Here is a 23,801-nt window from a genome sequence, read left to right on the forward strand (position 1 = left end):
CGGGGCTAGCATGGACGGGTGGTAACTCGGCTAACTAATTATTTCCTCAAGACCCTCCGCGAAGACCCTTCAGACGCCGAGGTGATCAGTCACCGCCTCCTCGTCCGGGCCGGATACATCCGGCGCCAGGCGCCGGGTATTTTCGCGTGGCTGCCTCTCGGTCTCAAGGTCAAGGGCAAGATCGAAGAGATCATCCGCGATGAGATGACCCGCGCTGGTGCGCACGAGGTGCACTTCCCGGCGCTTCTCCCGCGCGAACCGTACGAGGTCACCGGACGCTGGGACGAATACGGCGACGGACTCTTCCGGCTCAAGGACCGCAAGGGAAGCGACCTGCTGCTCGCTCCCACCCACGAGGAAGTGTTCACTCTTCTCGTCAAGGACCTGTACTCCTCCTACAAGGACCTGCCCCTGTCGATCTACCAGATCCAGGACAAGTACCGCGACGAGGCACGTCCCCGCGCCGGTCTGCTGCGTGGCCGCGAGTTCACGATGAAGGACGCGTACTCCTTCGACTACACCGATGCCGGCCTCGACGCGAGCTACATGGCACAGCGTGACGCCTACGAGCGCATCTTCACCCGCCTCGGCCTCGAATACGTCATTGTCCAGGCGGATGCCGGTGCAATGGGCGGATCACGCAGCGAGGAATTCCTGCACCCCACCCCGGTCGGCGAAGACACCTTCGTGCGCTCAGCGGGCGGCTACGCGGCCAACGTCGAGGCGTGGACCACGCTCGCACCGCCCGCGATCGCGATCGAGGGACAGGCGCCTGCAGAGGTGCACGACACCCCGAACACACCGACCATTCAGACCCTCGTCGATGTCGCCAACGCTGAGCACCCCCGCGAGGACGGTGCAGCCTGGACGGCGGCAGACACGCTGAAGAATGTCGTCCTGGCACTCAACCACCTCGACGGCACCCGCGAACTCGTTATCGTCGGCCTCCCCGGCGATCGCGATGTCGACCTCAAGCGCGCCGAGGTTGCCTTTGCTCCGGCTGAGATCGAGGCTGCAACCGAGGCCGACTTCGCCAAGCACCCCGGACTCGTCAAGGGATACATCGGCCCGTGGAGCGAGAACGGCCCGGTCCTCGGCGAGAAGTCGGCGACAGGCATCCGTTACCTGCTCGACCCCCGCGTCGTGGACGGAACCAGCTGGATCACCGGAGCTAACGTCGACGGAAAGCACGTCTTCGGCCTCGTCGCCGGTCGGGACTTCACCGCTGACGGAATCGCCGATGTCGCTGAGGTACGTGCCGGCGATCCCGCGCCTGACGGTTCAGGACCCGTCGAGCTCGCACGCGGCATGGAGATCGGCCACGTTTTCCAGCTCGGCCGCAAGTATGCCGAAGCCCTCGGACTCAAGGTCCTCGACGAAAACGGCAAGCTCGTCACCGTCACGATGGGGTCATACGGCATCGGCGTCACTCGAATCCTCGCGATCATCGCCGAGCTCAACAACGATGAGAACGGCCTGATCTGGCCGGAGACCGTAGCTCCGTTCGACGTTTACGTCGTTGCCACAGGACGCGATGCAGCGGTGTTCGAGGCGGCCGAGAGCGTCGTCGCCGACCTCGAAGCTGCAGGGTTCGACGTGCTCTTCGACGACCGCCCCAAGGTCTCGCCCGGTGTGAAGTTCGGCGACGCCGAATTGATCGGCATCCCGAAGATCGTCATCGCCGGTCGCGGTGTCACTGACGGTGTTGTTGAGCTGTGGGACCGTCGCACAAACGAGCGCACCCCGGTTCCGATTGCGGAAGCAGCAGCGACGCTCAAGGCAGGAAGCAAGGACAGCCAGAGCGTCTGACGCTGACACGCGAAAACCCCGGTCGGAGAATTTCCGACCGGGGTTTTTGTTTCCGCCAGAGAGCTAGCGGCCGTGGTGCGAGCCGTGCTTGATGATCGGCATCGGGCCAGTGACGCTCAACTGGTCCTGCCAGCACTCGACGTTTTTGAGCTCCGGCAGCCGCTCGCGGGTGAAGACCGGATCGAAGCCATCGCGCCTCTGGTCTGAGTAGTCCTTGAGGAGCTTGAATGCGACTCCACCGAGCAACCCGATCGCGGTGAGGTTGACGAGTGCCATCACGCCCATGAGTCCGTCAGCGGTGTTCCAGACGAGGTCAGCGGTGAGCACCGATCCCACCAGAACGGCGGCGACGGCGAAGACGCGATAGACCGTCAGCCAGATCGGTTTCGTCGTGATGAATTCGATGTTCGACTCGCCGTAGTAGTAGTTACCGAGGATCGAGCTGAACGCGAGCAGGAACACAATCACACTGAGCAGGATGCCGGACCACGCCCCGAGCTGACCGGTGACAGCATCGAAGGTGAGGCCGATTCCCCGCTCGGCATTCGCGAGGTCCGGGGTCGAGACGAGGATGATGAACGCCGTGATCGAGCAGATGAGGAACGTGTCGAAATAGACGCCGAGCGTCTGCACGAGGCCCTGCTTCACGGGGTGGGTGACCGCCGCTGACGCACCGGCGTTCGGCGCTGAGCCGAGTCCAGCCTCGTTCGAGAACATCCCACGTTTGACGCCCTGGAGGATGATCGTGCCGATCGCGCCGCCGGCGACCTGCTGGAACCCGAACGCGCCGGCAAAGATATCCCCGAATACCCGGGGTACCTCGGTCACATTCAGCGCGACGATGATGACGCCGACGATCAGGTACAGAACGGCCATGAGGGGCACGATGGCCTGCGTGACCGAGGCGATCCGCCGGACGCCGCCGAAGACGACGAGACCGGTGAGCACAGCGAGGGCGAGGCCGACAACCCACGGAAGCCAGGTGAGCTCAACTCCGACAGTGCTCATGACAGTCGCGCTGATGGTGTTTGCCTGCAGTGAACTGAACGCGAGCGGGAAGCAGAGGATGAGGATCACCGCGAAGAGGATGCCCATCCACCTGGCCCCGAGACCCCGTTCCATGTAATAGGCGGGGCCGCCTCGGAACCCGTCTTTGTCGCGGGTCTTGTACAGCTGCCCGAGCGTCGACTCGACGAAGCTCGATGCGCCACCGATGAACGCCATGGTCCACATCCAGAACACCGCACCGGGACCGCCGATGGCGATCGCGGTTCCGACACCGGCGATGTTGCCGACGCCGACGCGGGATGCCGCCGAAATGGTGAAGGCCTGGAACGCGGAAACCGACTGCGCCTTGCCACTTGCATCGAGCGGCGTCTTGTCGGTGAGCGTCTTGAACATCTCCGGAATCATGCGGAACTGGACGACGCCGGTTCTCACCGTGAAGTACAGGCCGAGAAGTCCAACAACGGGCAGTAGCACCCAGGTCCAGAGTCCATCTCCTGCTGCGAGCACGAGATTATTGAGTGCGTCCATCATTCAAATCTAATCGCCAGCGGGGCCTCCTTTGTCCACGGGGGTGTCGGCGCCGGGTTTTCAGGGCTGCCGACACCGGGTTACCAGCGGTTGCGCTTCGCGGCACGGGCAGCGGTGTGGTGTCGGAAACCGTGAGCGTCGGGTAAGTTAGAAGATCGATCCGCCAGTGCAGAAGTGGCGGTGGCAGCTGAATAGAGGAGTACCCCGGTGGACATCGATCTCAACGTACTGAAGATGATGGAGCGGGAGAAGGAAATCCCCCTCAGCGAACTCATCGGCATCATCGAGCAGGCCATTCGTACCGCCTACATCAAGAGCCAGACCGAACCGGGTGAAGCAGAACCCGAAGTCCGCGTGGAGCTTGACCGAAAGACCGGTCACGTCGCCGTGCTCATTCCTGAAAAGGACGAAGAGGGCAACGTCATCGGCGAGGCCGAGTCGACTCCAGAGGACTTCGGCCGCATCGCGGCCTTCGCCGCAAAGCAGGTCATCAACCAGCGCCTGAGGGATCTCGCCGACGACGCGATCCTCGGTGAGTTCAAGGGCCGCGAGGGCGATATCGTCGCCGGTGTCGTACAGCAGGGCCCCAACCCGCGCATGGTGCACATCGACCTCGGAACCATCGAAGCGATCATGCCTCCCGAAGAGCAGGTCCCCGGAGAGGAGTACAAGCACGGCGCACGCATCCGTGTCTATGTCACGAGCGTTGCCCGTGGAATGAAGGGGCCGCAGATCACGGTGTCCCGCACCCACCCGTCCCTCGTTCGCAAGCTCTTCGCACTCGAGGTCCCCGAGATCGCATCGGGCGTCGTCGAAATTGTGTCGCTCGCCCGCGAGGCTGGGCACCGCACAAAGATCGCCGTGCGCGCCAATGACCCCAGCGTCAATGCCAAGGGAGCGTGCATCGGCGAACTCGGACGACGCGTCCGCGCGGTGACGGAAGAACTCGGCACCGAGAAAATCGACATCGTCGATTACTCTCCGAACCTGGCCACGTTTGTCGCCAATGCGCTCTCGCCGGCGAAGGTCACGAGCACGTTCATGATCGACGAGTCCACCAAGGCCGTCAGGGCTCTCGTGCCCGACTACCAGCTGTCCCTCGCGATCGGCAAGGAAGGGCAGAACGCCCGCCTCGCCGCCAAGCTCACCGGCGCGAAGATCGACATCCAGCCCGACTCGATCCTCGAGGACTAAGCACGCTGCTGAGCGGCTCAGCCGTATTGCCGGGGCGTGTGGCCGAATTCTAGCCCTGCGTCCCGGGCAGGCGCTGCCGGGCGTCTTCGAATTGAGGAGTGCTAGGATGGAACCCGTTAGAACGTGCGTCGGATGCCGCGTACGTGCCGAGAGATCCTCCCTCGTGAGGGTCGTGGCCAGGGACTCACAGCTCGTGGTGGACACCACCGCGTCGCTGCCAGGCCGAGGCGCGTGGCTGCATCCGCAAATCCAGTGTTACCAACTCGCAGTGAAGCGGCGGGCCTTCGGGCGTGCCCTTCGTGAGCCGAGGTCCCTCGACACGGCAGCACTTGAAATTTCAGTACGAGAGAACAGGCTGAACGGCTAATGGACAACTAATGAGCGGCTCGAAATGAGACCCGTCCGTAAATAAAGGTCCACCCTGTCTGGGTGGACCCAGACAGGAGAATAGTGGCTGGAAAACCACGCGTACACGAGATCGCATCTGAACTCGGTGTCGACAGCAAGGTAGCCCTTGCGAAACTGAAGGAACTGGGCGAATTCGTCAAGTCGCCCTCATCAACTATTGAACCCCCGGTTGCACGGAAGCTTCGTGCTGCCCTCGAAGCGGATGGCGCAAAGCCTTCTGCTCCTGACGCGGCAAAAGCACCGGCGACCTCGGCAAAGCCGGGATCACGCCCGACTCCTGGTTCGGCCAGGAAGCCAGCGGCCGCCGCAGCGGAGCCCACCGCTCCCGCCGCAGCGGAACCCACAGCGCCCGTCGCCGCAGAGCCCTCCGCTCCCGCCGCGAAGACGGAAGCACCAGCAGCACCGGCCGCTGATGCAGCACCGGCAGCATCCGAAACGCCGTCGCCCGCTGCTCCGGCAGCCGCAGAAGCGTCAACAGACGCCGCTGCACCCGCGACCGGCTCCGCTGACAAGCCAGCAGCACCGGGCGGTCCTCGTCCCGGCGCGCCTCGCCCGGGCAACAACCCGTTCGCGAGCGCACAGGGCATGGGTCAGCGTCCCGCAACGCCTCGCCCGGGCAACAACCCGTTCGCGAGCGCACAGGGCATGGGCCAGCGCCCCGCTCCGACCCCGAGCAACATTCCTCGCCCGCAGGCACCCCGACCCGGTTCGCCGCGTCCGGGCGCTCCGCGTCCCGGCGCTGCAGGTCAGCGTCCCGGCGGCGGCGGATTCCAGCGCCCAGGTGGCGCAGGTCGCCCCGCTGGCGGCGGATTCCAGCGTCCAGGTGCTCCGGCTGCTGGTGGATTCCAGCGTCCGGGTGGTGCCCCAGGTACTCCCGGCTCGAACTTCGGCCCCAACCGCCCCGCAGGCGGCGGCGGTCGCGGCCGTGGCCCAGGCGGAGGAACCGCCGGTGCGTTCGGTCGTGGTGGCGGCAAGAGCAAGTCACGCAAGTCGAAGCGCGCCAAGAGGCAGGAATTCGAGCTCAGGGAAGCCCCGTCGCTTGGTGGCGTGAGTGTTCCCCGCGGTGACGGAACGACAATCGTCCGTCTGCGCCGCGGAGCCTCCATTTCGGACTTCGCCGACAAGATCGACGCCAGCCCCGGAAACCTCGTCACCGTGCTGTTCCACCTCGGTGAGATGGCAACGGCTACCGAGTCCCTCGACGAGGCGACTTTCGGCATCCTCGGTGAAGAGCTCGGCTACCGGATCCTCATTGTTTCGCCCGAGGAAGAGGACCGCGAGCTTCTCGAAGGCTTCTCGATCGACCTCGATCAGGAACTCGAAGACGAAACGGACGAGGACCTCGAGGTTCGCCCGCCCGTCGTCACGGTCATGGGTCACGTCGACCACGGTAAGACCCGACTGCTCGACGCCATCCGTAACGCCAATGTCGTTGCGGGAGAAGCCGGCGGCATCACGCAGCACATCGGTGCGTACCAGGTCGTCGCTGAGCACGAGGGCGTCGAACGCCCGATCACCTTCATCGACACACCGGGCCACGAGGCGTTCACCGCCATGCGTGCCCGTGGTGCGCAGGTCACCGACATCGCGATCCTCGTGGTCGCGGCTGACGACGGCATCATGCCCCAGACGATTGAGGCACTCAACCACGCACAGGCAGCTAACGTGCCGATCGTGGTCGCGGTGAACAAGATCGACAAGGAAGACGCCAACCCGCAGAAGGTGCGCCAGCAGCTCACCGAATACGGACTCGTCGCCGAAGAATACGGTGGAGACGTCATGTTCGTCGACGTGTCAGCGCGCAACAACATCAACATCAAGGAACTCCTTGACGCTGTGCTGTTGACCGCAGACGCCGGCCTCGACATGCGCGCCAACCCGAACAAGGACGCCCGTGGTGTCGCGATCGAAGCGAAGCTCGACAAGGGACGCGGTGCTGTTGCGACAGTGCTCATCCAGTCGGGAACGCTCAAGGTCGGAGACCCCATCGTCGCCGGTACCGCTTACGGCCGTGTCCGTGCGATGGCAGACGAAAACGGCGACGCCGTCGAGTTCGCTACTCCGTCACGTCCGGTCCAGGTTCAGGGTCTGTCTTCGGTGCCTCGCGCCGGTGACACCTTCCTCGTCACCGACGATGACCGCACAGCACGTCAGATCGCTGAGAAGCGTGAAGCTGCTGAGCGCAACGCCCAGCTGGCCAAGTCCCGCAAGCGCATCAGCCTTGAGGACTTCACCCGTGCACTCGAAGAGGGCAAGGTCGAATCGCTCAACCTCATCATCAAGGGTGACGTCTCCGGTGCTGTTGAAGCACTCGAAGAGTCGCTGCTCAAGATCGAGATCGACGACAGCGTCCAGCTGCGCATCATTCACCGCGGTGTCGGTGCGATCACGGAGTCGGACGTCAACCTGGCGACCATCGACAACGCGATCATCATCGGCTTCAACGTTCGCCCCGACCCGAAGGCTCGGGAACGTGCCGCTCGCGAGGGTGTCGACATCCGGTTCTACTCGGTCATCTACAACGCGATCGACGATGTTGAGGCAAGCCTCACCGGCATGCTCAAGCCCGAGTACGAAGAAGTCCAGTCCGGTGTCGCCGAGATCCGCGAGGTGTTCCGCTCCTCCAAGTTCGGCAACATCGCCGGTGTCATCGTTCGCTCGGGAACCATCACGAGGAACGCAAAGGCCCGCGTCATCCGCGACGGCGTTGTGCTCGGCGACAACCTCGCCATCGAGTCGCTGCGTCGGTTCAAGGACGACGTCACCGAGGTTCGGACGGACTTCGAGGCTGGAATCGGCCTCGGCAAGTTCAACGACATCCAGATCGGTGACGAGATCGAAACGACAGAGATGAAAGAGAAGCCGCGCGTCTAGGCTCCTCTGGACTGCGGCAGCCTCTCCGGGGGCTGCCGCAGTCATTCTTAAGGTGGGACACAGGATCCACCAAACAGACGAACTGAAGGCTGAAGGAGAAGATCATGGGCGAGAACCCACGAGCACGTAAACTGGCCGACCGTATCCAGGAAGTCATCGCCAAGCGCATCGAGCGCGGAATGCGTGACCCCCGGCTCGGTTTCGTCACGATCACTGACGTTCGCGTCACCGGAGACCTCCAGCACGCGAGCGTGTTCTACACGGTCTACGGCTCGGACGAAGAGCGCGCGGACTCCGCTGCCGCTCTCGAGGCGGCCAAGGGCATGCTTCGAAGCGAAGTCGGCAAGAACATCACGGCACGGCTCACCCCGAGCCTCGAGTTCATCCACGACGCACTCCCGGAGAACGCCAAGCACCTCGACGAGCTTCTCGCCAAGGCACGCGAACGCGACTCATCGATCGAGGCGCTCAAGTCCACGGCGACATACGCCGGCGATCCCGACCCGTACGTCAAACCACGGGTTGCTGACGACGACGAATAAACCGCGTACGCAGACCTTCGTGAAACGGGTTGTGTGCTGCCTCAGGGCAGCACATAGCCCGTTTCCGCGTTAACGGCCAGCCCGTCAGCGACGAGTCCAGCGAGTGCACGTTCACGCTGAACGGCGTCCGGCCACAGGCTGTCGATTTCAGCCCGTGTGACGGGAACGTGGGCCGCACGCAACTCAGCCATGATCAGGCCGCGAACGTGTCTGTCGCTGCCCTCGTACTTCTTCTGGACAGCCTTCCGTTTGCCCTCATACGCGGGATACCCCGCGAGACGCCACGCGCACGCATCGGCGATGGGGCACTCGCCGCACTTGGGTGCCCTTGCCGTGCATACGATCGCGCCAAGCTCCATCGCACCGGCGTTGAACACCCTCGCATCCTCGACGCTTTCCGGCAGCAGTCGGTCCATCGCGGCGAGGTCACGGGAATTCGACGGGGGAGCGGGCTCCTGATTGCCGTCGATCGCGCGCGCGATCACGCGCCTCGTGTTGGTGTCGACAACCGGATGCCTGTGGCCATACGCGAACACCGACACGGCACGTGCCGTGTAGTCGCCGACCCCAGGCAGGGCGAGGAGATCGTCGACCCCCTGCGGCACGACTCCATCGTGCCGCTCGGCGATCGTGACGGCAGCGGCGTGCAACCAGAGGGCACGGCGGGGATAACCGAGATTTGCCCACGCCCGAACGGCTTCACCGGGTGGAACGCTCGCGAGCGCCCCCGGCGTCGGCCATCGCTCGAGCCACTCGGCGAGCCGGGGGATTACCCGGGCGACAGGAGTTTGCTGCAGCATGAACTCGGACACGAGGATTCCCCACGCCGGGAACCCCGGCTCGCGCCAGGGCAGGGCGCGGCCGCTTGAGGCAAACCAGTCGATGATCCGGGCCGACAGCAGCGGGGCCGACAGCAGCGGGGCCGACAGCAGCGGCACAGGCGGCGCCGCGGCGGGCGGCACCGGGCCAGACGATCGCGGGGCAGACGCCAGCGGCGCAGGACTCGGGGCAAGGGGAGTGTCAGACATACGTCCGTCAAGCGTATGCGGTCGGCCGGCGGTATTCTCGACTGATGAGTCTTGTTTCGACGCCCAGGGTAGAGCTGTTGCGTGACCTGCGGGAAGAGATCACCCACAACTACCCCGCTGGCCGCACGATTGTGGCGGTGGACGGCATCGCAGGCTCAGGCACTGCGGCGTTCGCCGATGGCCTCGCCGATGTGTTCCGTGAAGCGGACAGAGCTGCCTTCCGCGCCTCGATCGATGACTTCCACAGGCCGAGGGAGGAGCGATACGCGCGGGGACGCAACTCCGCTGAGGGTTATTACCATGACTCGTTCGACTACTCGCTGCTTCGCCGTGTGCTCATCGAGCCGTTCCGGCTGGCGGGAGGCACGGGATTCCAGTTGGCGGGTTTCGACGAGAAACGCGACACGGGCGAAGAGCTTCGGTGGGTGACCGGACCGAAAGACGCCGTGCTCATCGTCGACGGTGTTTTCCTCCACCGGCCTGAGCTCCGCGGCCTCTGGCACTATTCCATCTGGCTCGACGTGCCGTTCTCGAAGGCGTACCGGAGGCTGGCAGAGTCCCTCGGCGCAGACCCGGATCCTCAGGCCGCGTCCAACGCGAGGTACGTCGGCGGCCAGCAGCTCTACCAGCGAGAAGCGAACCCGCGCACGAGCGCGACAGCGGTGGTCAACAATTCTGTTGAAGCCAGTCCCGTCCGGGTCTTCCTCGACAGCTGCTGAGTCCGGTCACCGGAGCGAACCGGCCGACGAACCGGCCGACGTGCCGGCCTCAGCGCCCGCCACAGCATCCGCCACCTGCCGCGGTGTGAAGAAAACCCCGGTCTTTTCGACCTCGTGCACGAGCGCCGTCAGTGTTTCATTGACCGGGGCGCGACGTCCGACGAGACGCGCCTGCCGAACGACGGCTCCGTTGAGGAAGTCGATCTCGGTCCGCTGGCCGCGCCGAATCGACTGCAGTGTCGAGCCGGGGTTGGGCACCGGTCCCATCCGGGAGGCGAAACGGGCGGGCAGCGCCTGCCCGAGCACGACGGGCAGCCGCGCGAAGAAGCGAAGCCTGAGGTTGCCAAGCCCCTGGATCGACCCGAAACGGATGCCGGTGGCAGCCCCGACGCGCACCGTCTCACGCATGCTCCTCGTCATGATCAAGCGAAGGGTGCGATCGGCAACGACCTCTTGCACGCTCAAGCCGGTGATCGCCGGCAGGGCGTTGAGCTGATTGACGAGGAGCTTCGTCCACTGCGCTCCGACGAAGTTACCGATGGCCGTGAGTCGCAACGCGTCGCCGAGTTCTGCCTCGATCCGGCGTACCTCGGCGTCAGGGTCGCCGGTGCCCCTGCCGATGTACGTCGTCGCCGGGGTGGTCACCCGCACCGACCCTGGCTCCAGATACGAGGCAGCGACGATGGACAGCGCGCCGACGCACGACGAGTCGACGAGCGATTTCGACACTGTGTCGACACCGTCGAGACCGTTTTGCACAACGATCACCGGTGTCCCGTCGATCGCCCCGCCGTGTTCGGCGATGGCGGTGGCCGTGTCCTGGGCTTTGACGGCAAGGAAGACGAGGTCGAAGTCCCCACCGGGCGTCGGGGGAGTCTCGAGGCGCGGAACGGCCACGAGCTTTGTCGTTTGCCAGTCGCCAAATCCGCCGTTCAGGTGGATTCCGCTCGCGCTGACCGCCTCGAGCTGTGCTCCGCGAGCCACGAGGGTGACGTCGTGGCCGGCCCGGTCGAGAAGTGCCGCGAATGTGCAGCCGAGGGCTCCAGCTCCGATCACGGCAACACGCATGTTCCCAGCCTACGGTGCCGCGTGTGGGAAGATGGTCTGTCGCCCGCAAGGCACGAAAGGACCATCTGTGCACTCCGGCATCCTCCTCGTCGACAAGCCCCAATCGATCACGAGCCACGACGTCGTCGCGCGCACCCGCAGGCTCGCTGGCACCCGCAGGGTCGGTCACGCGGGCACCCTCGACCCCATGGCAACGGGCCTTTTGATCCTCGGCATCAACTCATCGACCCGCCTGCTCACCTACCTCGTCGGCCAGGACAAGGAATACCTCGCGACGATCAGGCTCGGAATGTCCACAACGACGGATGACGCCGAGGGCGACACCGTCGAGCGGGCGGATCCGGATGCGGTTTCCCGCGTCACCGACGCTGCGATCGCGTCAGCGGTCGCCGACCTCACCGGAAACATCTCCCAGGTTCCGTCGAGCGTGAGCGCGATCAAGGTCGATGGCAAGCGGGCATACGCACTCGTTCGCGCCGGCGAAACCGTCGAGCTCAAGTCGCGCCCGGTCACTGTGTCACGCTTCGACGTCCTCGACCGCAGGGACGGTGACGGATTCCTCGACCTCGATGTTCGCGTGGAGTGCTCGTCAGGCACCTACATCCGCGCGCTGGCGAGGGACCTCGGCACCGCACTCGGCGTCGGCGGCCACCTCACGAGCCTCCGGCGCACCAGGATCGGGCCGTTCAGTGTCGACAATGCTCCCCGTCTCGACGAGCTCGACGTCGCATCGAGCCTCATCGGCCCGGCAGAAGCGGCTTCCGTTCTCTTTCCGCGCATCGACCTCACCGAGCAGCAGGCCATCGACCTTGGCCACGGTAAGAAAGTCCGTGCCGCCGAGCTCGCGGTGTCCGGCCCCCTCGGCTCCGATGAGCTCGCTGCCGCCGTGGCACCTGACGGACGGCTGGTCGGACTCGTGAAAATCGCGGGGGATGTCGCGAAGAGCGCCGTCAATTTCCCCGCGGATGCAGAGGCGCCCCGAAAGGATGCTCAGGCACCAGGTGAAGCGACGCCCTCCGGGCACGCTGATCCAGCAGGTGAAGAGGAACCAGGCGCATGATCGAGTGGTTTACCTGGCTGCAGGTGGCTGTGGCCGTTGTCGCGGGCGTGCTCGCTGTCATCCTCGGTTTCGCCGGCAGGAAACCAAGCGACCTCACCCTCGGCGCACTCGCGCTCGTGGAACTCCTGCTCATCGCGCAGCTGATTGTGGCCATCGTCGCACCGTTCACGGGCAACGAACCGGTCGGAAGCGTCCTCGAGTTCTACACCTACCTCGTTTCCGCGATTCTGCTCCCCGCAGCAGCGGGCTTCTGGGCGCTGGTCGACCGCAGCAAGTGGAGCACGGTGATCCTCGGCGTCGTCGCACTCGCGATCGCCGTGATGGTCTACCGGATGCAGCAGATCTGGACGACACTTCCGCTCTGAGCCCGACCGGGGAGTGCCTGTCGAACGCGAATAGAATTGGCAGAGTCATGACATCACACAACGAACAAGTCTCAACCGGGACCGGGACGACAGTTGCGCCCCGCCGGAGCATCTCGGGAATCGGCCGCGTTCTCGTCGTGGTCTACGGGATCCTCGCGCTCGGGGCGACGGGCCGTTCATTCGTGCAGATCGCCGAGCGGTTCGGCGATGCGCCGCTCGCATACTCGCTGTCTGCACTCGCCGCCGTGGTGTACATCGTTGCGACAATCGCGCTCATCCGCAGCGGATCGGGTTGGTATCGCATCGCCTGGCTGACGATCGGATTCGAGCTTCTCGGCGTCCTGACCATCGGCACTCTCAGTGTGCTCGAACCCCAGCTGTTCCCCGAGGCGACAGTGTGGTCGTACTTCGGCGCCGGATACCTCTTCATTCCGCTGGTGCTTCCTCCCCTCGGAATGTGGTGGCTCGCGAGCCACAGGCCCGCCCGCCGCTCAACGGTTGCGGCAGCGTGATCACGTTCCGGCGGGTGAGCGATATCCCCGCGGGCTTCGGCCCTACCGCCGTCACCATCGGCAAATTCGACGGTGTGCACGCGGGTCACCGCGCGGTGATCGACCGGCTGAAACAGGCAGCCCGTGAACGGGGACTCAACTCCGTCGTCGTGACGTTTGACCGGCATCCGGCCGCCCTTCTCGCCCCGGAAAAGGCACCACCGGTTCTGGTGAGCAATGACCAGAAACTCGACCTCCTCGCTGAAACCGGAATCGATGCGGCGATGCTGCTGTCGTTCGACCGGGAATTCTCGTTGCTCAGCCCCGAGGACTTCGTCACCACAGTGCTCACCACTGGCCTGAAGGCAAAGCTCGTGCTCGTCGGCAACGACTTCAGGTTCGGCCACAGGGGAGCGGGCGATGTTGCCTTGCTCCGCGAGCTGGGCGCCCGGTACGGGTTTGACGTTGAGACCATCCCTGACGTTGCTCCGAACGATGGCAGGCGCGTGTCATCCACCTGGATCCGTGAGCTACTCGCCGAAGGGCGGGTGGCTGAGGCCTCGCGGCTGCTCGGTCACGACCCTGCCGTGCGCGGAGTCGTCGTTCACGGGGCCAAGCGCGGGCGTGAACTCGGATATCCGACAGCCAATCTTTCACCGGATTCGGACGGCCTCATTCCCGCAGACGGTGTGTACGCCGGCTGGCTGCGGGTCGGCTCTCGACGTTTTCCCGCGGCAATCTCGGTGGGCAACAACCCGACGTTCGACGGCGTGCCGCAAAAGCAGGTCGAAGCGTACGTGCTCGACGAGGACATCGACCTCTACGACCAGGTCGTCGAGGTGCAGTTTGTCGACCGCATCCGCGGCCAGGTCGCCTTCACCGGCATCGATCCGCTGATCGTGCAGATGGCAGACGACGTCGAGCGGGTCAGGCGACTACTCTCCTGACGGCCTGACGGCCTGACCGTCTGACGGCCTGCGAACTCAGGCAAGCCCTGGCGTCGGAGCGGGCGCCAGGATGCGCTCGCGTTGCGGCGGCTGCATTGCCTTCCGGCCGTTGAGGAACAGGATGACGCTCGCGGCATCCGCGACGATCTCCGATCCATGTCCGATCCGCCACCCGGCATCCTCGGCGACGAGCGTACGGTGCCTGATCACCGAGCGCACGCGGCGCGGTGCCTTCAGCGCGCTGGCCGTCGCCACTCGGTGGGTCGTCGCGGGCGGGAAGGGAAGCTGGATGCCGAGGGGGTGCAGCGCGTCGTAGCCGTGCACGACGACCTCGAGCAGCTCGCCGGCGTTGGTGCGCCCGTGCCCCTGCGCTTTCTCGTCAGCGATGGCACGCAACTCCCGGCGCAGCTCGTCTGTGCCGCCCGAATCGGCAATTCCTCGGGCGATGTCATCCAGCGACTCCATCGGGTTGGCGTGGCGCCCCGCGACGGATGCCCGAACGATGTCGGTGGCCAGTCGCATCGATGGGGTCCCGAGCCGCCAGACCAGGTGGGCAATGGTGTCCTTGACGCTCCAGCCCTCGCAGAGACTCGGGCTTGCCCACTGCACCGCGGTGAGCGAATCGAGGCCGTCGCCCACAATGGCAAGAGCCTGGGCGATCTCGTTTCCCCTGGAGGGTGTTGATGGTTCCTGGCGCGATGGGGAAGCAGACATGAGTACAGGGTACGCGCGGCGGGCACCGCCGGTCGAGAAGCGAACCGCCCATACACTTGGACCGTGATGTCGACCGCGAACCGTCCGCTGCTCGCCGGCAGGATGCTCGCGTTCATCGGCATCATCCTCGTCGCGGCTAACCTCAGGACCGCGGTTGGCGCACTGTCGCCGATTATCGGCCGCGTCTCGGCCGAACTGCCGCTCGACCCTCTCGTCGTCGGCCTGCTCGGCGCGATGCCGCCCGTGTGCTTCGCCCTGTTCGGCATCATCACCCCGGCGCTCGTCCGCCGAAGTCGGCTCGAGGTCGTGCTCATCCTCGCACTCGCGGCGATCCTCGTCGGCCACCTCATCCGTGGCATCGCCGGTGACGTCCTGACGCTCGTGGCAGGCAGTGCGGTGACCTTCGCCGGTCTCGGCCTCGGGAACGTACTTTTGCCACCGATCGTGAAGAAGTACTTCCCCGATCGGATCGCACTGATGACGACGCTGTACGTCACAATGCTCTCCATTTCGACGCTCATCCCTCCGTTGATCGCCGTTCCTGTTGCCGACGGGGCGGGGTGGCGGATCTCGCTCGCCATGTGGGCGGGGGTCAGCGTGGTCGCTCTCGTTCCGTGGCTCGTGCTCAACCTCCATGCCAAACGGACTCCTCCGCCGCCGCGCATGGACCCCTCGCGCACCGAGGTGGTTGGCCGGCTCTGGCGTTCTCCGCTGGCCTGGTCTCTCGCCGTCATCTTCGGCCTCTCGTCACTCAACGCGTACGCGATGTTCGCGTGGTTACCGAGCCTCGTCCAGGACATCGTCGGGGTGAACGACGCAACAGCGGGAGTGTGGCTGTCGGTGTTCGCCTTCATGGGATTCCCGGCCGGGCTGCTGATTCCGATCCTTGCCGTGCGGATGAAGAACATCGCACTGCTCGTGTACGTGGCCGTCGGATGCCTCGTGGCCGGTTACGCGGGGCTCCTCATCGTTCCCACGATCGCGCCCCTCGCCTGGGTGGTGCTCATCGGCCTTGGGCCGCTGCTGTTCCCGCTCGCACTGGTACTCATCAACCTGCGGACCAGAACACACGACGGAGCGATCGCCCTGTCGAGCTTCGTCCAGGGCGTCGGCTACGTCCTCGGAGCGCTTGGCCCGCTCGTCGTCGGCATCACACACGATCTGACCGACGGCTGGACGGTTCCACTCGTGATCCTGATCGGGGTCGCGTTCATCGGCGTCTTCGCCGGGGCGATCGTGGCCAGGGACCGCACTATCGAGGACGGCGCGTAACGTCACCGGCGTGCCCGGACCCGGTCCACCGGCAGCAGCCAACATCCGGCGGGGGATTGCGCACATGGTGCTCATGTGAGCAGAAACCGCTACCTGTGTTGTTTTGAGCACGACCGGGATTTAGTCTGGGGGATGGCGGACTGGCAGTGTCCGTGACGGCAGCGGCCGTGTCGGCAGAGCAACGAACGTCAGGGGAAGCGGTGGAAACCATCGACAATGACGAGCTGCTGTCCATCCGCGCGGCCGAGCTCTACTACGACGAGAACAAGACCCAGGACGAAGTCGGGGCGATTCTCAAGCTCACCAGGTGGAAGGTCGGGCGGCTGCTCGCCTCCGCCAAGGAAAAGGGCTTCATCCGCATCGAGATCGTCCACCCCCGTGCGCGCAAGCTGACGCTCGAGCGCAGTCTTCGCGAGCGCTTCGGCATCGACGACGCCATCGTCGTTCCCGCGGCCGGGACGAACAGCGCCGACGACCTCCGCGCACGGGCCGCTCAAGCCGCGGCAGACTATCTCGCGAGTCTTCGCCCGGTACCCAGGGTGCTCGGCGTGAGCTGGGGTCGAACGCTCCACGACGTTGCCGAACACCTCAGTGAAGGCTGGGCGACCGGCGTGAACGTCGTGCAGATCAACGGCGGGGTGAGCGTGAACCAGAGGGCGGGCACCGCGGCCGCAACGGCATTCGAGATTGCCCGCAAGGCATCCGGTCAGGCCACGCTTCTGCCGAGCCCCGCCATCCTGGAGCGACTCGAGACCAAACGATCCATCGAGGCCGATCGCACCGTCGGTGGAGTGCTCGCCATGGCGGGAGACGCATCGGCGTACCTCTACAGTGCCGGAGTGGCCGGCCACGACTCTGCGCTCGTCGACAGCGGGTACCTGACGCCGAACGACGTGGATGAACTCGTGCGCCGTGGTGCTGTCGGCGACGTCGTCGGGCGCTACATCGATGCGGCAGGCATGATCGTCGACCCGTCACTCGACGAGCGAACGGTCGGCTTGAGCCTCGCCACGCTCCGCAGCGCAGCGACCAGCATCGCGGTGATCGCGGGCGCTGGCAAGATCGCCGTCGCGCGAGCCGTGGTCACGAGCGGCCTGTGTACGGTGCTCGTCACCGACGAGGCAACGGCGCTCGCCCTGCTCGACACCGGCACCTGACGCTGCCTCATCCCGCCCGGCGCCCCCAACACTTATCGACCTGAACACACTTATGCAGGAGGATCCACGCATGACCGAAACCAGACAGGCTGTTGTTCCGAGAGCAACAACCCTTGAGCTCTTCGATGGGCCGATGACCGATGCGAATCTTCGTCGCTACCTCGAGGGGATTCCCGGGGTCGACGCCGTCGGCCTCGAGCAGCGCGCTGCCGGACTTGGCACGCGTTCCATCAAGACCAGCTCCAAGAAGTGGGCGCTCGACACAACAATCGGGCTCATCGACCTCACCACGCTTGAGGGTGCCGACACTCCGGGAAAGGTACGTTCCCTCGTCGCCAAGGCGATCACCCCGGACGCATCAGATTCATCGACGCCCCGGGTTGCAGCTGTGTGCGTGTACGGAGACATGGTGCCGTACGCCGTTGAGGCGCTTGGCTCTCACCACGCTCGTGGCACTGACTCCGGAATCAACGTCGCCGCCGTCGCAACCGCATTCCCGTCCGGTCGCGCCTCGCTCGCCATCAAGCTGAGCGATACAGCGGATGCCGTTGACGCTGGCGCAGACGAAATCGACATGGTCATCGACAGGGGCGCGTTCCTCTCCGGTCGTTACGGCCAGGTGTTCGACGAGATCGTCGCCGTCAAGGAAGCGTGCAGGCGCTCTGACGGCAGTTACGCGCACCTCAAGGTGATTCTCGAGACCGGTGAGCTCAACACCTACGACAACGTCCGCCGGGCGTCGTGGCTCGCCATCCTCGCCGGTGGCGATTTCATCAAGACATCCACGGGCAAGGTGGCTCCGGCGGCGACGCTTCCAGTCACCCTCCTCATGCTCGAAGTGGTGCGCGACTGGCACCGCCTCACCGGCGAGAAGATCGGCGTCAAACCGGCCGGCGGCATCCGCACCTCGAAGGACGCCATCAAGTACCTCGTCACCGTCGCCGAAACCGTCGGTGAGGAGTGGCTGCAACCGCACCTCTTCCGCTTCGGTGCGTCGAGCCTGCTCAATGACGTTTTGCTCCAGCGGCAGAAGATGTCGACAGGGCACTACTCCGGCGCCGACTACGTCACAATCGATTAAGGGATTTTCAATGAGTTTTCTGGACTACGCACCGGCCCCCGAGTCGACGGCGATCCTCAACCTGAAGAGTGAATACGGCCTCTTCATCAACGGCGAATTCGTGAGCGGAAACGGCTCGCCGTTCACCACGATCTCACCGGCGACCGAGAAGACAATCACCACTCTCGCTTCTGCCGACGATTCTGACGTCGATCGAGCTGTTGCGGCCGCTCGAGCCGCATACGACAACGTCTGGTCACGGATGTCTGGCGCAGACCGAGGCAAGTACCTGTTCCGCATCGCGCGGCTCGTCCAGGAGCGGGCTCGAGAGCTCGCCGTCGCTGAGAGCCTCGACAACGGCAAGCCGATCAAGGAGAGCCGCGACGTCGACGTGCCACTCGTTGCGGCCTGGTTCTTCTACTACGCGGGCTGGGCGGACAAGCTCGATCACGCCGGTGTCGGCCCAAACCCCGCATCGCTCGGCGTCGCCGGCCAGATCATTCCGTGGAACTTCCCGCTGCTCATGCTCGCCTGGAAGATCGCCCCTGCGCTCGCCGCGGGTAACACCGTCGTGCTGAAGCCCGCCGAAACCACCTCGCTCACCGCGTTGCTGTTTGCCGAGATCCTGCAGCAGGCCGACCTGCCAGCCGGTGTCGTCAACATCATCACCGGCGCCGGCTCGACGGGGTCAGCCCTGGTCAACCACCCCGACGTGAACAAGATCGCGTTCACCGGATCGACGAACGTCGGCCGCGGCATCGCGCGCGCCATTGCGGGAACAGACAAGCGCGTCACTCTCGAGCTCGGTGGAAAGGCCGCGAACATCGTCTTCGACGATGCGCCGATCGACCAGGCCATCGAGGGCATCGTCAACGGCATCTTCTTCAACCAGGGCCACGTCTGCTGCGCGGGCTCACGGCTCCTCGTCCAGGAGAACATTCACGACGAGGTCGTCGACCGGCTCAAGGAGAGGTTGTCGACCCTGCGTCTCGGCGACCCGCTCGACAAGAACACCGACATCGGTGCCGTCAACTCGGCGGCGCAGCTCGAGCGGATCCGCACACTGACCGACGTGGGGGTGGCCGAGGGCGCCGAACGATGGAGCCCAGACTGCGTTCTTCCGTCTGAGGGCTTCTGGTTCGCACCCACGATCTTCACCAACGTGTCGACGAGCCACAGGATTGCCCGCGAGGAGATCTTCGGACCGGTGCTGAGCGTGATGACGTTCCGTACCCCCGCCGAAGCGATCGTCAAGGCGAACAACACGCCGTACGGTCTCTCGGCCGGCATCTGGAGCGACAAGGGCAGCCGCATCCTCGCTGTCGCGGACAAGCTTCGTGCCGGGGTGATCTGGGCGAACACCTTCAACAAGTTCGACCCGGCGAGCCCATTCGGCGGGTACAAGGAATCCGGCTACGGCCGTGAGGGCGGACGGCACGGGCTCGGCGCCTACCTCAAGCCCGCCGGTTCGGCGCGTCAGGTCACCTCGGCGCCCGCCGCCGACCTCACCACTCCTGCCGCAGCATCCGATGCAACGCCTGCAACGCCTACAACGGATGCTGTGGATGCAACGACACAGAAGGGCACCAAATGAGCCGCCTCGCCGTTCCCAAGACCTACAAGCTCTACATCGGGGGGAAGTTTCCCCGCTCGGAGTCAGGCCGCACCTACGAGGTGACCTCGAAAGACGGCGTCTTCCTCGCCAACGCCGCGAAGGCATCCCGCAAGGATGCCCGCGACGCCGTCGTTGCAGCACGCAGCGCGCTGTCGGGCTGGTCTGGCGCGACGCCGTACAACCGCGGCCAGGTGCTCTACCGCATCGCCGAACTGCTCGAGGGGCGTCGCGTTCAGTTCATCGACGAGATCGAGCAGTCAGAGGGCGTCTCGACCGAGGCCGCGACCGCACAGGTCGATGAAGCCATCGACCGCTGGGTCTGGTACGCCGGCTGGGCTGACAAGTACGTCCAGGTCGCCGGAAACGCCAACCCGGTCTCTGGCCCGTACTTCAACCTCTCGGTTCCTGAGCCCACCGGAGTCGTGGCGATTGTTGCTCCACAGGGCACATCGCTGCTCGGTCTGGTCAGCGTGGTAGCCCCGGCGCTTGTGGCCGGCAACACGGTCGTCGTGATCGCGTCAGAGTCGCTGCCGCTCTCGGCGATCAGCCTCTCCGAGGTGCTCGCAACGAGTGACGTCCCCGGTGGTGTCGTCAACATCCTCACGGGCTCGCCTGCCGAGATCACCCCGTGGCTCGCGTCGCACGCCGACGTCAACGCGCTCGACCTCACCGGTGCGGGAGACCTCGACTGGATCGACCTCGAGATCGCCGCCGCGGAGACGCTCATGCGGGTGCTTCGGCCCGAGAACGGTGCGGATGCCGCGGCGCCGAGCCTCGACCGGATCACGGCGCTGACCGAGACGAAGACCGTCTGGCACACCAAGAGCCTGATCTAGTCTCGACGCAAAGCAGAAGCAGGGCCGCTCCGAAAGGGGCGGCCCTGCTGTCGTTGGATGGGTGTGGGAGCGGTTGGGTGGCGCTGCCGAGAGAAGGAGACAGTGCCGAGCTGAGGGCACTGTGCCGGGGTAAGGACAAAGCGCCGAGATAAGGATGCTGTCGCCCGTTTCGTCCTTCTCTGGTGCTGATGTCCTTTTCTCACGGCTGGGCTGAAGAGCGGCCCTGCCGCGTCGGATGCCTAGTGGCTCTTTTTCATCGCGGTGATCCCGACCCACAGCCCGACAGCCGCGAGCGCAAGGGCCGCAGCGAAGCCGCCGAGCACGACAGGCGCTCCGAGGTCGCCGGCGAGCAATGCCCGGCTCGCACCGACAATGTGGCTGATCGGGTTGATGGACGCGGCCACCCGCATCCACTCGGGTCCTTGTTCAAGGGGGAGCAGCATCCCGGACAGGATCATCAGCGGGAAGATCAGCGCCTGCTGTACGACCCAAAACATCCAGTCGGTCTTCCTGCTCGCGAGGGCGAGCGCGTAACTGAGCGCTCCAAGACCAATGCCGAAGATGGCGAGCAGCACGAGCGTCAGGAGCATTCCCGGGATGCCGGGCTGGAATCCGAACGGGATGGTCACGAGCGCGATGACCGCGACCTGCACCGTGATGGGCACCATTTCCTTGAGCGCCCTCCCAATGAGGAGTGACGAGCGGGCGATGGGGGCGACGAGTGTCCTTTCGTGCGAGCCCGTCTGCATCTCGTACAGCAGGTTCGATCCCGTTGCGCTCGCGCCGAAGAGGGCGATCATGACGAGGATGCCGGGCACAAACCAGGCGAGGACCTCGAGAGCGGGGTCTCCCGAAGACCCGATGAGCAGCGGCCCGAACAGCCCGAGGAAGATGACGGGCTGGACCAGGCTGAAGATGAGCGAGAAGGGATCGTGCAGGAGGGGTTGGAGTTCCCTCCGGAACACGTTCCAGATGTCGCGCGGAAGGTGCGTGTCGCGGTCGGTGAGTGTTGCTGTGAGAGCGGTCATGATCGAACCTCTGTGTTCTCGAGTGAGGGAGTCGCGGAATCGGGGGACCCGGGGCCGGTCGCGCTGTCATCTCGGAGGCTTCGACCGGTGAGTGCGAGGAAGACGTCATCGAGCGTTGGCTGGCGGAGTGCCGCCGTGCGCACGGCAATGCCCGCGGCGTCGAGGTCGCGCAGAAGACGCGGAAGCACTTCGTCACCGCGCTCGAGGGTGATGTCGAGCACTCGCTCATCGTGCGCTGCCCGGTTGAACCGGGCGTTCGGGAGCGACGCCGAGACGAGCTCGGTTGTTCGAGCGGCATCGGCGGGAGAACGGAGCCCGACGCTGAGAACGTCGCCCGCCAACCGTGATTTGAGTGCCGGAGCCGTGTCGTCGGCGATCATTCGGCCCGAGTCCATCACCATGACCCGTTCGGCGAACTGGTCCGCTTCCTCGAGATAGTGGGTGGTCACGAAGATCGTGGTGCCGTGCTGGCGCCGCAGGGTCAGAATGTGCTGCCAGAGATTGGCGCGACTCTGCGGATCCAGTCCGGTCGACGGCTCGTCAAGGAACAGCAACTCGGGGGAGTGCACGAGTCCGAGGGCGATGTCGAGTCGGCGCTTTTGTCCGCCAGACAAGCCGAGCACCGGTCTCTTCTCCAGGCCGACGAGTCCGAGTGACTCGATGAGCTCGTCGGCCCGCTTCGCCGTTGCCGCTCTCGGCATGCCGTAGAAGGATCCCTGGTTGAGCAGTTCGTCCCGCACCCGGTGGTTGTGGCCGGCGCTGTTGCCCTGACCGATGTATCCGATGCGTGACCGCACCCGGGAACTTTGGGTAGAGATGTCGAAGCCGGCAACGGTTGCTGTTCCCCTCGTCGGTGGCAGCAGGGTCGTCAGCATCCTGAGGCTCGTCGACTTGCCCGCGCCGTTCGGCCCGAGGAATGCGACGAGTTCACCGCGTTCGACGTCGATCGTGAGGTCGGTCACCGCGGCGGTGAGGGTCTTCTTCACGGTGAACTCCTTGCTGAGCCCCCGTGCGCTAATCATGATGTCTCGTGTCATGAGACCGACATTAGAAACGAATGCGGCCACTTTCCGTCCTGATGAACCACGAGAATGAGAATATGTCAGCTACCACGTCTCGGGCTCTCGAACTTCTCGCCCTGCTGCAGACTCACCGGCATTGGCCAAGCTCCGACCTCATCCAGCGCCTCGGGGTGACGGCGCGCACCCTCCGCCGTGATATCGACAGGCTGCGAACCCTCGGTTATCGGGTGACGGCAACGCGGGGGTCGATCGGCGGCTATCAGCTCGAGGCCGGTCAGGAACTCCCGCCGCTGTCGCTCACCGAGGAGGAAGCCGTCGCGATGGCGATCGGGCTGCGGGCGTATGCAACCGAGGGCATCGCCGACGGCGAAGTCACGGCGCTGACCGCGCTCGCTAAACTCGAGCACCTGCTCCCGGCCGAACTCCGCAGGCGGGTGAACGCGCTGTCGGCGCACGTGCAGCCGCTCCGCAGGGACACGCCGCAGGTATCCGCCGAGCTCCTCGGCCAGCTCGCCCTTGTGTGCCGTGATCGGGATCGTATCCGGTTTCACTATGAGGCGCGTGACGGGTGCCAGACCGACCGGCTCGTCGAGCCGCACTCATTGGTGTCGTCGTCCCGTCACTGGTTTCTCGTGGCCTGGGACGTCACCCGGGCCGACTGGCGCACCTTCCGCGTCGACAGGATGACCAGGTTCTTCGACACCCGTGTGCGGTTCGACGCTCGTGACCTGCCCGCCGAAGACGCCGCGGAGTTCATTCAGGTCGCGGTCTCGCAGCTGGCCGAACCTCGACTGCTCGCCGACGTGGTGATGGCCATTCCCCTGGAGCAGATGCGGGCCCGGTTCGGACCGTGGTCGGACGGAGCCGAAGCGGTTGACGACGGCCACACCCGCTGGCCTCTTGGCGGTGGGTCGTTCGAAGAGCTGATCAGCGCGCTCGCCTGGGTCGAGCAGGGCGTCGAGTACCGGATCGAGGGAAACGACGAGTTTGCTGAGTTTGTCCGGGAAGCGGCGACGCGGATGCTGCGGGCAGTTTGAAACCAATACCCCCTAGGGG

At 65.2% G+C, this 23,801-nt stretch carries 22 protein-coding genes; 16 read left to right on the forward strand and 6 right to left on the reverse strand.

Features of this window, described 5'->3' with window-relative positions:
- The first annotated feature begins 18 nt into the window (after positions 1-18).
- Positions 19-1,809 carry a proline--tRNA ligase gene (locus C3E77_RS04465; protein ID WP_108390527.1) on the forward strand — a complete coding sequence of 597 codons (1,791 nt, stop codon included), beginning with the start codon at positions 19-21 and terminating at the stop codon, positions 1,807-1,809.
- Between the two features lie 63 nt (positions 1,810-1,872).
- On the opposite strand, the gene C3E77_RS04470 is transcribed toward C3E77_RS04465, so the two are convergent.
- A complete protein-coding gene (locus tag C3E77_RS04470) occupies positions 1,873-3,345 on the reverse strand; it encodes an alanine/glycine:cation symporter family protein (RefSeq protein ID WP_108390528.1) in 1,473 nt (490 codons plus the stop codon).
- 207 nt (positions 3,346-3,552) lie between these two features.
- On the opposite strand from C3E77_RS04470, the gene nusA reads away from it, so the two are divergent.
- The 4 genes from nusA to rbfA all read left to right on the forward strand — a co-directional run bounded on the left by nusA (position 3,553) and on the right by rbfA (position 8,363).
- The gene (gene nusA, locus C3E77_RS04475; RefSeq protein WP_108390529.1) at positions 3,553-4,539 is read left to right on the forward strand and encodes a transcription termination factor NusA; all 987 of its coding nucleotides are present in this window, start codon (positions 3,553-3,555) and stop codon (positions 4,537-4,539) included.
- 106 nt (positions 4,540-4,645) lie between these two features.
- Positions 4,646-4,906, forward strand: coding sequence for a YlxR family protein (locus tag C3E77_RS04480; protein ID WP_108390530.1), 261 nt, complete (start codon positions 4,646-4,648; stop codon positions 4,904-4,906).
- An 83-nt stretch (positions 4,907-4,989) separates the two neighbouring features.
- Positions 4,990-7,821, forward strand: a complete 2,832-nt coding sequence (gene infB / locus C3E77_RS04485; protein WP_108390531.1) for a translation initiation factor IF-2 — start codon at positions 4,990-4,992, stop codon at positions 7,819-7,821.
- Positions 7,822-7,925: 104 nt separating this feature from the next.
- On the forward strand, positions 7,926-8,363 hold the full coding sequence (rbfA, locus tag C3E77_RS04490; protein WP_108390532.1) for a 30S ribosome-binding factor RbfA: 438 nt from the start codon (positions 7,926-7,928) through the stop codon (positions 8,361-8,363).
- 41 nt (positions 8,364-8,404) lie between these two features.
- Here rbfA and C3E77_RS04495 read toward each other — a convergent pair whose 3' ends face one another.
- Positions 8,405-9,277: an iron-sulfur binding domain-containing protein gene (locus C3E77_RS04495; RefSeq protein WP_418288071.1), complete on the reverse strand. Its 873-nt coding sequence runs from the start codon at positions 9,275-9,277 to the stop codon at positions 8,405-8,407.
- A gap of 158 nt (positions 9,278-9,435) precedes the next feature.
- On the opposite strand from C3E77_RS04495, the gene C3E77_RS04500 reads away from it, so the two are divergent.
- Positions 9,436-10,110 (forward strand): nucleoside/nucleotide kinase family protein, encoded by a 675-nt coding sequence (locus tag C3E77_RS04500; protein WP_108390534.1) that lies wholly within the window; start codon positions 9,436-9,438, stop codon positions 10,108-10,110.
- Between the two features lie 6 nt (positions 10,111-10,116).
- Here the strand turns inward: C3E77_RS04500 and C3E77_RS04505 are convergent, their stop codons facing one another.
- Positions 10,117-11,178, reverse strand: a complete 1,062-nt coding sequence (locus C3E77_RS04505) for a ketopantoate reductase family protein (protein ID WP_108390535.1) — start codon at positions 11,176-11,178, stop codon at positions 10,117-10,119.
- 31 nt (positions 11,179-11,209) lie between these two features.
- Here C3E77_RS04505 and truB point away from each other — a divergent pair, with 31 nt between their 5' ends.
- The 4 genes from truB to C3E77_RS04525 are packed head-to-tail and all read left to right on the forward strand — an operon-like array spanning position 11,210 to position 14,041.
- Entirely contained in the window at positions 11,210-12,238 is a 1,029-nt protein-coding gene (truB, locus tag C3E77_RS04510) for a tRNA pseudouridine(55) synthase TruB (protein ID WP_108390536.1), read from the forward strand.
- Positions 12,235-12,603, forward strand: a complete 369-nt coding sequence (locus C3E77_RS04515; RefSeq protein ID WP_108390537.1) for a hypothetical protein — start codon at positions 12,235-12,237, stop codon at positions 12,601-12,603. Before truB ends, C3E77_RS04515 begins: the two co-directional genes overlap by 4 nt.
- 47 nt (positions 12,604-12,650) lie before the next feature.
- Positions 12,651-13,115, forward strand: coding sequence for a hypothetical protein (locus C3E77_RS04520; protein WP_108390538.1), 465 nt, complete (start codon positions 12,651-12,653; stop codon positions 13,113-13,115).
- The gene (locus C3E77_RS04525; RefSeq protein WP_108390539.1) at positions 13,112-14,041 is read left to right on the forward strand and encodes a bifunctional riboflavin kinase/FAD synthetase; all 930 of its coding nucleotides are present in this window, start codon (positions 13,112-13,114) and stop codon (positions 14,039-14,041) included. Before C3E77_RS04520 ends, C3E77_RS04525 begins: the two co-directional genes overlap by 4 nt.
- Positions 14,042-14,077: 36 nt before the next feature.
- On the opposite strand, the gene C3E77_RS04530 is transcribed toward C3E77_RS04525, so the two are convergent.
- Positions 14,078-14,755, reverse strand: a complete 678-nt coding sequence (locus C3E77_RS04530; RefSeq protein ID WP_108390540.1) for a maleylpyruvate isomerase family mycothiol-dependent enzyme — start codon at positions 14,753-14,755, stop codon at positions 14,078-14,080.
- Positions 14,756-14,821: 66 nt separating this feature from the next.
- Between C3E77_RS04530 and C3E77_RS04535 the strand changes: the two genes are divergently transcribed.
- The 5 genes from C3E77_RS04535 (at position 14,822) to C3E77_RS04555 (ending at position 20,695) form a co-directional block, all read left to right on the forward strand.
- A complete protein-coding gene (locus C3E77_RS04535) occupies positions 14,822-16,027 on the forward strand; it encodes an MFS transporter (protein ID WP_108390541.1) in 1,206 nt (401 codons plus the stop codon).
- Positions 16,028-16,227: 200 nt separating this feature from the next.
- Positions 16,228-17,184, forward strand: coding sequence for a sugar-binding transcriptional regulator (locus C3E77_RS04540; protein WP_108390542.1), 957 nt, complete (start codon positions 16,228-16,230; stop codon positions 17,182-17,184).
- 133 nt (positions 17,185-17,317) lie between these two features.
- Positions 17,318-18,265 (forward strand): deoxyribose-phosphate aldolase, encoded by a 948-nt coding sequence (gene deoC / locus C3E77_RS04545; protein ID WP_463352346.1) that lies wholly within the window; start codon positions 17,318-17,320, stop codon positions 18,263-18,265.
- A gap of 10 nt (positions 18,266-18,275) precedes the next feature.
- On the forward strand, positions 18,276-19,838 hold the full coding sequence (locus C3E77_RS04550) for an aldehyde dehydrogenase family protein (protein ID WP_108390544.1): 1,563 nt from the start codon (positions 18,276-18,278) through the stop codon (positions 19,836-19,838).
- Positions 19,835-20,695, forward strand: a complete 861-nt coding sequence (locus tag C3E77_RS04555) for an aldehyde dehydrogenase family protein (protein ID WP_108390545.1) — start codon at positions 19,835-19,837, stop codon at positions 20,693-20,695. Before C3E77_RS04550 ends, C3E77_RS04555 begins: the two co-directional genes overlap by 4 nt.
- Before the next feature lie 239 nt (positions 20,696-20,934).
- Here C3E77_RS04555 and C3E77_RS04560 read toward each other — a convergent pair whose 3' ends face one another.
- Both C3E77_RS04560 and C3E77_RS04565 read right to left on the reverse strand, forming a co-directional pair.
- Positions 20,935-21,723 carry an ABC transporter permease gene (locus tag C3E77_RS04560; protein ID WP_108390546.1) on the reverse strand — a complete coding sequence of 263 codons (789 nt, stop codon included), beginning with the start codon at positions 21,721-21,723 and terminating at the stop codon, positions 20,935-20,937.
- Entirely contained in the window at positions 21,720-22,760 is a 1,041-nt protein-coding gene (locus C3E77_RS04565) for an ATP-binding cassette domain-containing protein (protein ID WP_198410447.1), read from the reverse strand. Before C3E77_RS04565 ends, C3E77_RS04560 begins: the two co-directional genes overlap by 4 nt.
- A gap of 62 nt (positions 22,761-22,822) precedes the next feature.
- Between C3E77_RS04565 and C3E77_RS04570 the strand changes: the two genes are divergently transcribed.
- Entirely contained in the window at positions 22,823-23,782 is a 960-nt protein-coding gene (locus C3E77_RS04570; RefSeq protein ID WP_108393058.1) for a helix-turn-helix transcriptional regulator, read from the forward strand.
- Positions 23,783-23,801 lie beyond the last annotated feature (19 nt).

Origin of the sequence: Mycetocola zhujimingii (assembly GCF_003065425.1) — a bacterium.
In the GTDB taxonomy this organism is placed as follows: Bacteria; Actinomycetota; Actinomycetes; order Actinomycetales; family Microbacteriaceae; genus Mycetocola_A; species Mycetocola_A zhujimingii.